The organism is Microbacterium sp. K41 (genome assembly GCF_004794395.1).
Lineage (GTDB): Bacteria > Actinomycetota > Actinomycetes > Actinomycetales > Microbacteriaceae > Microbacterium > Microbacterium sufflavum.
Window position 1 is genome coordinate 1 of sequence record NZ_SSDO01000470.1, and the last position, 7728, is coordinate 7728.

At 72.3% G+C, this 7728-nt stretch carries 9 protein-coding genes; all 9 read right to left on the reverse strand.

The window, feature by feature from the left end:
* Nucleotides 1-147 precede the first annotated feature (147 nt).
* Nucleotides 148-1179, reverse strand: a complete 1032-nt coding sequence (locus DW309_RS15275; protein WP_136045865.1) for an ABC transporter substrate-binding protein — start codon at nucleotides 1177-1179, stop codon at nucleotides 148-150.
* Nucleotides 1180-1207: 28 nt separating this feature from the next.
* Nucleotides 1208-2047, reverse strand: a complete 840-nt coding sequence (locus DW309_RS15280) for an ABC transporter ATP-binding protein (RefSeq protein WP_136032718.1) — start codon at nucleotides 2045-2047, stop codon at nucleotides 1208-1210.
* Between the two features lies 1 nt (nucleotide 2048).
* Nucleotides 2049-3008 carry a siderophore-interacting protein gene (locus tag DW309_RS15285; protein WP_136045867.1) on the reverse strand — a complete coding sequence of 320 codons (960 nt, stop codon included), beginning with the start codon at nucleotides 3006-3008 and terminating at the stop codon, nucleotides 2049-2051.
* Entirely contained in the window at nucleotides 2998-3798 is an 801-nt protein-coding gene (locus tag DW309_RS15290) for an ABC transporter ATP-binding protein (protein WP_136032714.1), read from the reverse strand. The genes DW309_RS15285 and DW309_RS15290 overlap by 11 nt, the downstream gene beginning before the upstream one ends.
* Nucleotides 3795-4868 carry a FecCD family ABC transporter permease gene (locus tag DW309_RS15295; RefSeq protein ID WP_136032712.1) on the reverse strand — a complete coding sequence of 358 codons (1074 nt, stop codon included), beginning with the start codon at nucleotides 4866-4868 and terminating at the stop codon, nucleotides 3795-3797. Before DW309_RS15295 ends, DW309_RS15290 begins: the two co-directional genes overlap by 4 nt.
* Nucleotides 4865-5908 (reverse strand): FecCD family ABC transporter permease, encoded by a 1044-nt coding sequence (locus tag DW309_RS15300; RefSeq protein ID WP_240753258.1) that lies wholly within the window; start codon nucleotides 5906-5908, stop codon nucleotides 4865-4867. The genes DW309_RS15295 and DW309_RS15300 overlap by 4 nt, the downstream gene beginning before the upstream one ends.
* 28 nt (nucleotides 5909-5936) lie before the next feature.
* A complete protein-coding gene (locus tag DW309_RS15305) occupies nucleotides 5937-6962 on the reverse strand; it encodes an iron-siderophore ABC transporter substrate-binding protein (protein WP_136032707.1) in 1026 nt (341 codons plus the stop codon).
* 188 nt (nucleotides 6963-7150) lie between these two features.
* The gene (locus DW309_RS15310) at nucleotides 7151-7354 is read right to left on the reverse strand and encodes a cold-shock protein (RefSeq protein WP_025104028.1); all 204 of its coding nucleotides are present in this window, start codon (nucleotides 7352-7354) and stop codon (nucleotides 7151-7153) included.
* Nucleotides 7355-7429: 75 nt separating this feature from the next.
* Nucleotides 7430-7728: response regulator transcription factor (locus tag DW309_RS15315; protein WP_136045869.1), on the reverse strand; the 299-nt coding region annotated here is incomplete at its 5' end.

The following is a 7728-nucleotide window of genomic DNA, read 5'->3' on the forward strand; positions in this document are numbered from 1 at the left end:
CGACCAGCAGCACCGCGAGCAGGACGAGCACCCCGACCCCCGTCAGGAGGGCCTTCGGCCCGCGGCCCTCCGCCTCGACGGAGACGGCGGTCGCGCGACGCTCCGGCGCCGCGGGATCCGTCGTGTCGTCGAGGCGGAGGGTCTCGGTCACTTCGAGAGCACCTCGACGAAGCCGTCGACGATCTGCGCGGTCGAGCGGGGGCCGCCGAACGTCCAGATGCCCGCGGGGAACGCGGTCAGGCGGCCGTCGGCCACGGCGGGCAGCGAGGTCCAGGCCGGGTTGTCGGCGAGGGCGTCCATGATGTTCTCCGAGTCGGGGTCTTCCGTACCGGTGTAGAACAGGTTGGCGTCGCCGACCGTGGTCATGCCCTCCACGTCGGTCTGCCCCAGGCCGTACACCGGGTCGACCGTCCCGGTCCAGGCGTTCACGAGTCCGAGCTGCTCGCCGACCTCTCCGACGAGCGACCCCTGGCCGAACGGCCGCAGGGCGACGTTGCCGCCGTCGACCCAGCCGTCGAAGAACACGAAGTCGCGTGTCGCGAGCTCGCGGTCCGCCAGCTCGGCCTTCGCGTCGTCGAGGTGCTGCTGGAACTCGGCCGCCACGTCGTCGGCGCGCTCCTCCCGGCCCGTGACCTGCGCGATCAGGTCGAGCGTGTTCAGCATCTTCGCGATGGGGTCCTTCGCATCGGCGCCCACCGTCGCGAGCACCGGCACGTCGTACTCCTCGAGCTGGGCCACGATCGGGTCGTCCGTCCCGCGCACCTCGACGATCACCAGGTCGGGGTCGGTGCCGAACAGGGTCTCCAGGTTCGGCTCCTGCCGCGTGCCCACGTCGACCACATCCTCTGGCAGCTCCTCCGCCGACACCCACGTGGAGTAGCCCTCGGCGTCGGCGACGGCGACCGGGGCCACGCACAGCGTCAGCGCGTCCTCGATCTGCTGCCACTCCAGCACCGCGATGCGCTCGGCCGGCCGGTCGAGCTCGACCGTGCGGCCCAGGTCGTCCGTCACCGAGACGGCACCGGTCGAGGTCGCGGTCGCGTCGTCCGCGCAGCCCTCGCTGGTCGAGACGGGCGCTGCGGCGTCCGAGGCGGACGGCGTCTGCGTGGTGCCGCACCCGGCGAGCGCGAGGGTCAGCGCACCACCGAGGGCGAGCACGGCCAGGGGGGTCTTCTTCATCGGGTGTTCCTCCAGGGGTGGGGGTGGATCAGAGTGCGGTGCCGGCGCGATGCCGGGCGTGATGGCGGCCGCGCGGTCGCACGCGCACCAGCCCGGTCTCGTCGTCGACGACGGTGTCGATGCGCAGCCCGTAGACCTCCGACAGGTTCTCGCCCGTGAGCACCTCGACGGGGGTCCCGGCGGCGTGCACGCGCCCGCGATGCAGCAGCACCACGTCGTCGGCCACCGAGGCCGCGTGGTCGAGGTCGTGCAGCACCACGCCGAGGGCGGTGCCGTGGTCGTCGGCGAGCTCGCGCACCAGGTCGAGCGTCTCCACCTGGTAGCGCAGGTCGAGGTGGTTGGTCGGCTCGTCGAGCAGCAGCACCCCGGTGTCCTGGGCCAGCGCGGTCGCCAGCCACACGCGCTGCAGCTCTCCGCCCGACAACTGGTCGACCGGGCGGGCGGCCATGTCGGACAGCCCGGTGAGCGCGAGCGCGCGGGCCACGGCTGCCCGGTCGGCCTCGGTGATGCCGGCGAAGCGACCGCGGTGGGGGTGCCGCCCGTACGCGACCACGTCGGACACCTCGATGCCGGACGGGTGGGGACGCGACTGCGACAGCATCGCCACGGTCTTCGCGAACTCCTTCGCCGACAGGGCGGCCGCATCCCGCGGCTCGTCCCCGCCGACGCGCACCGTGCCGCCGTCGATGCGGTGCAGGCGGGCGAGGGCGCGCAGCACGGTCGACTTGCCGCTGCCGTTCGGGCCGATCAGCGCCGTCACCCGCCCGGGGGCGAGGCGCAGCGACACGTCGTGCACCACGCGGGAGCGGCCGTAGCCGAGCACCAGGGAGTCGCCCTGCAGGGCGGGCCGCCCGTCGGTCGCGGTCACGTCAGCCCCGCATCGCCACGCCACGGCGCCAGTAGCCCATGAACGCGACCTGGCGGCGGTCGATGCCGAGGTCCTTCACCAGGTGCCGGCGCAGGGTCGTGACCACGCCGCTCTCCCCCGCGATCCAGAAGTAGCGCTCCACCGGGGTCGCGGTCGCGGGGTCGATGTCCTCGCCGAGACCCGAGTACTCCGGCGTCTCCCACAGCAGGTCTTCCGTCTCGACGTCCTTCACCCGGATCTCGTCGGTCGCGTCGGCGTCTCCGAGGTAGCCGAGCACCGCGGGGATGAGCCGGAGGCCGTGCGGCTCGCCCACGTCGCGGGGCAGCCAGTGCACCTCCACCCCGGCGGGCGGGTCGATGCGCAGCACGTCGGCCGGCGACGGCACCTCGATGAACGCGACGCCGCGGAGGTCGCGCGGCGCGTCTTCCAGGATGCGGGCGATCGCGGGGGCGGCCGTCTCGTCGCCCGCCAGCACCACGGAGTCGGCGCGACCGGGGCGGTACTCGGCACCGCCGTGCGGAACGACCCCGCGCCGCGGACCGACGAGCCACAGCTCCTGCCCCACGGCGGCCGCGCTCGCCCACCGCGATGCGGGCCCGGTGAGCCCCGGCTCCAGGTGCAGCACGAAGTCCACGTCCACCTCGGTCGTGTCGTCGGCGGCCACCCGCAGCTCGCGCACCGAGTACGTGCGCATCGCGCCGCGCTCGGCCTCGGGCACCGCGAGGTAGGAGCCCCACCAGTCGTCCGTGGAGCGGTCGATCTCGGGCAGCACCCCGGACGCGGGCGGGAACACGAGCTTGATGCGACTGTCGAACACCGCGCCGGGGGTGCCCAGTTCACGCAGGTCGTCCCCGCCGAGGGTCACCCGCACGAACGAGGGCGACACGCGTTCCACGGCGCGCACCTCGGCGCGGGTGAGAAGGTAGGTCGGGCGTTCGGTCGTGGTCGTCTCAGCGGACATGATGCCTTCCGATGGGGGTGACCATCGGCTTCCCGGAGACCGGGTCGACGGTGATCTGGTTGGGCAGCCCGAAGACCTCTTCCACGAGCTCGGCGGTCACCACGTCCTGCGGCGACCCCGTGGCGTGCACGCGGCCGTCCTTCATGGCGACGAGCTCGTCGGCGTAGCGGGCGGCGAGGTTGAGGTCGTGCAGCACCATCACGATCGTGGTGCCACGGGCGACGCTCAGGTCGGTGAGCAGGTCGAGCACCTCGACCTGGTGGGCGACGTCGAGGAACGTGGTCGGCTCGTCGAGCAGCAGGATGTCGGTCTCCTGCGCGAGGGCCATCGCGATCCACACGCGCTGACGCTGTCCGCCGGAGAGCTCGTCGACGCTGCGGTCGGCGAGGTCGCTGATGCCCGTGGCGTCGAGCGCATCGGCGACGACCTCGTAGTCGTGCGCGCTCCAGCGCGACAGCGCCCGCTGGTGCGGGTGGCGTCCGCGCCCGACGAGGTCGGCCACCGCGATGCCCTCCGGGGCCACGGGCGACTGCGGGAGGAGCCCGAGGATGCGCGCGACCTCCCTGGTCGGGCGGGTGTGCACGGACGTGCCGTCGAGCACCACCTGGCCGGCCACGGGCGACAGCAGCCGGGCGAGGGCGCGCAGCAGGGTGGACTTGCCGCAGCCGTTCGCGCCGACGATGGTCGTGATCTTGCCCGGGGCGATCTGCAGGTCGAGCCCCTCGACCACGGTGCGGTCGCCGTAGGAGAGCGTCACGCCCTCGGCGGACAGGGTGTGGGCGGCGGTCACAGGGAGCCTCCGGTGCGGTTGGTGCGGATGAGGAGGTAGATCAGGTACGGCGCGCCCACGACCCCGGTGACGACGCCGACGGGGTAGCGCGTGCCGAGCGCGAACTGGCCGATGAGATCGCCCGCGAGCACCAGCACCGCGCCGACGAGACCGCTGGGCAGCAGGAGGGTCGCGCCGGGTCCGGTGAGCCGGGCGGCGATCGGTCCCGCCATGAAGGCGACGAACGCGATGGGGCCGGTGGCGGCGGTCGCGACGGCGAGCAGCGCGACGGCACCGAGGATGAACACCACGCGGGTGACGCCGACGCGCACGCCGAGGCCGGCCGCGGAGTCGTCGCCCAGCTGGAGCGCGCCCAGGGCCCGCCCCTGCGTCAGCAGCAGCGGCACCAGCACGACCGCGGCGATCGCCATCGGCAGCACCCGCTCCCACGAGGCGTTGTTGAGGCTGCCGGTGATCCACTGCATGGCGGTCTGGATGTCCCAGTTCGCGGCGCGGGAGAGCAGGTAGGCGATGACGCTCTGCAGCATCGCCGCGACCCCGATCCCGATCAGGATCAGTCGGGCGCCGGCGAAGCCGCCCTTGATCGCGAGCAGGTAGATCGCGAGCGCGGTGACGAGGGCGCCGGCGAGTGCGAGCAGCGACACCATCGGGCCGTTGAGTGAGAGCACGACGATCCCGAAGACCGCGGCCGCCCCGGCGCCGTGCGAGATCCCGATGATGTCGGGGGAGGCGAGCGGGTTGCGCAGCATGGTCTGGAAGGTGACGCCGGCCATGCCGAACGCGAGCCCCGCGAGGATGGCGAGGATCGCCCGCGGCAGCCGCAGGTCGCCCACGGTGAACGACGCCCCCGGCACGGTCTCGCCCAGGATCACGCGGATCACCTCGTCGAGCGGATAGAACGTGTTGCCCACCATGAGCGCGACCGTGAACAGGGCGAGCACGACCACGGCCAGCGCGACCGTGACGAGCGCGTGCCGGCGGTGACGGGCCCGGCGTCCGGCGATGACCCTGGCCGTGCGGGCGGCCGCGGACTCCTCCGCGCGGACGAGCGTGTGCTCCGTGGCGCTCACAGCTCCCTCACCCTCTGTCGGCGGACGATCCAGATGAAGAACGGCGCCCCGATGATCGCGGTGATGATGCCGACCTGGATCTCGTCCGACGACGGCGAGATCACCCGGCCGACGATGTCGCTCGCGGTCAGCAGGGCCGCTCCCGCGAAGGCCGAGAAGGGCAGCAGCCAGCGGTGGTCGGTGCCCACGAGCAGGCGGCACAGGTGCGGCACGATGAGCCCGACGAAGCCGATGGGCCCGGCGACCGCGGTCGCGGCTCCGGCCAGGATCACCGAGCCGAGCGCCGAGACCGCGCGCGTGCGCGCCACGTGCTCGCCGAGCCCCGTGGCCATGTCGTCGCCGAGTGCGAGAGAGTTCATGCCGCGGGCGGTCAGGAAGCACAGCAGCGCGCCGACCGCGAGCACGGGGGCGGTGATCGCGATGCGCGGCCACTCGGCTCCCCCGACCCCGCCGATCTGCCACGACTGGAAGGTCTGCAGCAGATCGACGCGCGGCAGCATGACCGCGCTGATGAGCGAGGCGAACGCGGCCGAGGTCGCCGCGCCCGCCAGGGCGAGCTTGAGCGGGGTGGCGCCGCCGCGGCCGAGCGACCCGACGGCGTAGACGAACACCGCGGCGGCCGCGGCGCCGGCGATCGCGAACGCCATCTGGCCGTACGGGTTGCTCAGCCCGAAGAACGCGATGCCGAGCACGACCGCGAACGACGCCCCGTTCGAGATGCCGAGGATGCCGGGCTCGGCGATGGGGTTGCGGGTCACGGCCTGCATGGTCGCCCCGGCGAGGGCGAGCGCGGCGCCCACGAGCAGCGCGAGCACCGTGCGCGGGAGGCGCTTGATCACCGCGGCCTGCCCGATCGTGTCCGACTGTCCGCCCAGGGCGGCGAGGATGTCGTCGAGGGAGACCGCGCGTGCCCCGAACGACACCGAGAGCACCGCCAGCACCAGCAGCACCACGACCCCGGCGCACAGCCAGAGGGTGCGCGCCAGCACCGGGCGCCGCAGGGCGGCGGCGTCCGGTGCGAGCACGGGTGCGGAGATCACGGTGACTCTCGGCGGTGGTGCGACGCGGTTACGGCGCGAGCGGTGCGGCCAGGATCGCCAGGTAGTCGTCGAGGCCCCACGGGATGGACAGCGGCGACGGGTTCGCCGAGGCGGCGATGGGCGTGGCATTGGGCAGGATCGCGACGCGGCCCTCGGCGATCGCGGGGATCTTCGACAGCAGCGGGTCGGCCTGCAGGGTGGCGAGGGTCGTGTCGTCGCCGTAGGTGACCAGCACGTCGACGTCGTCGAACTTCTGCGCCTCCTCGGCGCTCACCTCGAGGTTGAACTTGTCGCTGCCCACGCTCTCCTCCACGATCGCGGGGAACGGCAGGCCGAGGGAGTGGAGGTACCCGGGGCGCGTGTCCGCGGCCGTGTAGTAGCCGATGGTGCTGAGGTCGCTCGGGTCGAAGTACGCGAACAGCACCTTCTTGTCCTTCAGCACGCTGTGGGCCTCGAGCGCGGTGTCGGCGTCGGCGTGCAGCTCATCGATCAGTGCCTCACCCTCGTCCTTCAGCCCGAGCGCGGTGGCGTTCATCTCGATCATGTCGTCGACCGACGTGCCCCACTGCACCTCGGGGTAGGCCACGACCGGCGCGATCTTGGAGAGCGTGTCGTACTCCTCCTGCGTCAGGCCGGAGTAGGCCGCGAGGATCACGTCGGGCTCGGTGTCGGCCACGGCCTCGTAGTCGATGCCGTCGGTCTCGTCGAACAGAGCCGGGGTGTCGCCGCCGAGCTCGTCGAGCTTCTCCTCGACCCAGGGGAGGATGCCGTTGTCGTCGTCATCTCCCCAGGTGGCCTTGCTCATGCCGACCGGGACGATGCCGAGCGCGAGCGGGACCTCGTGGTTGGCCCAGGCGACCGTGGCCACGCGCTCGGGCTTCTCGGTGATCGTGGTCTCGCCGAAGGCGTGCTCGATCGTGACGGGGAACGCGTCGTCGGAGGCGGGGTTGCCGCCCGAGGAGGAGGTCGACTCGGGGGCCGAGGACGAGCAGGCGGCGAGCGACACGGCGAGCGCGGCGGCCGCGCCGATGGCGAGCAGGCGAGAGATGCGCACAGGCGTTCCCTTCGGGATGGGAGGAGGGGTGGCGGCACGAGAACGCGCCCGGCCTTTGGTAAGCCTCGCCTAATCTAACCCGAAGTTAGGTCATCCTCAATTCGATGACACCGCACGGAGGTCCGGAGGGATGCGAAAAGCCGGTCGGATCCGATGGATCCGACCGGCTTCAGGAAGTCAGCGCACGCTCAGAGAGCGCGGATGTTCGCCGCCTGCATGCCCTTGGGGCCACGCTCAGCGTCGAATTCGACCTTCTGGTTCTCGCGGAGCTCCTTGAAACCGGAGCCGGCGATAGCCGAGTAGTGGGCGAAGAGGTCTTCCGTGCCGTCATCAGGAGCGATGAAGCCGAAGCCCTTCTCCGCGTTGAACCATTTCACAGTGCCAGTGGCCATGTGTTTTCTACTTTCTGTTAAGCCGGCCGCTGACGCGGCCTGCACCGCACCGGAAGATCCGACACGCGTGCTCGGTCACGCTACCACGGCGGACCTGCCCGACGTCGGGTCGAGGGCCTGCCGCGTGAGCGCCGCCTCCGTGCGCGTGCTGACCCCGAGCTTGCGCAGCACCGCCGACACGTGCACGCTCACCGTCTTCACGCTGATGAACAGGCGCTCCCCGATCTGACGGTTGCTGAGCCCCTCCGCGATGAGGTCGAGCACCTGCTGCTCCCTGGCGGTCAGCAGTTCCGCGTCGGCGGGCGCTGCTCCGGCACGCAGGCCCGCGGCGTCGGCGAATCGTGCGATGGCGGCCCGCAGCGGGGCATGGTCCC

Excerpts from the sequence above, each read along its gene's own strand:
- DW309_RS15275 (WP_136045865.1), bottom strand. The coding sequence starts at position 1,179 with ATGAAGAAGACCCCCCTGGCCGTGCTCGCCCTCGGTGGTGCGCTGACC.
- DW309_RS15285 (WP_136045867.1), bottom strand. The coding sequence starts at position 3,008 with ATGTCCGCTGAGACGACCACGACCGAACGCCCGACCTACCTTCTCACC.
- DW309_RS15310 (WP_025104028.1), bottom strand. The coding sequence starts at position 7,354 with ATGGCCACTGGCACTGTGAAATGGTTCAACGCGGAGAAGGGCTTCGGC.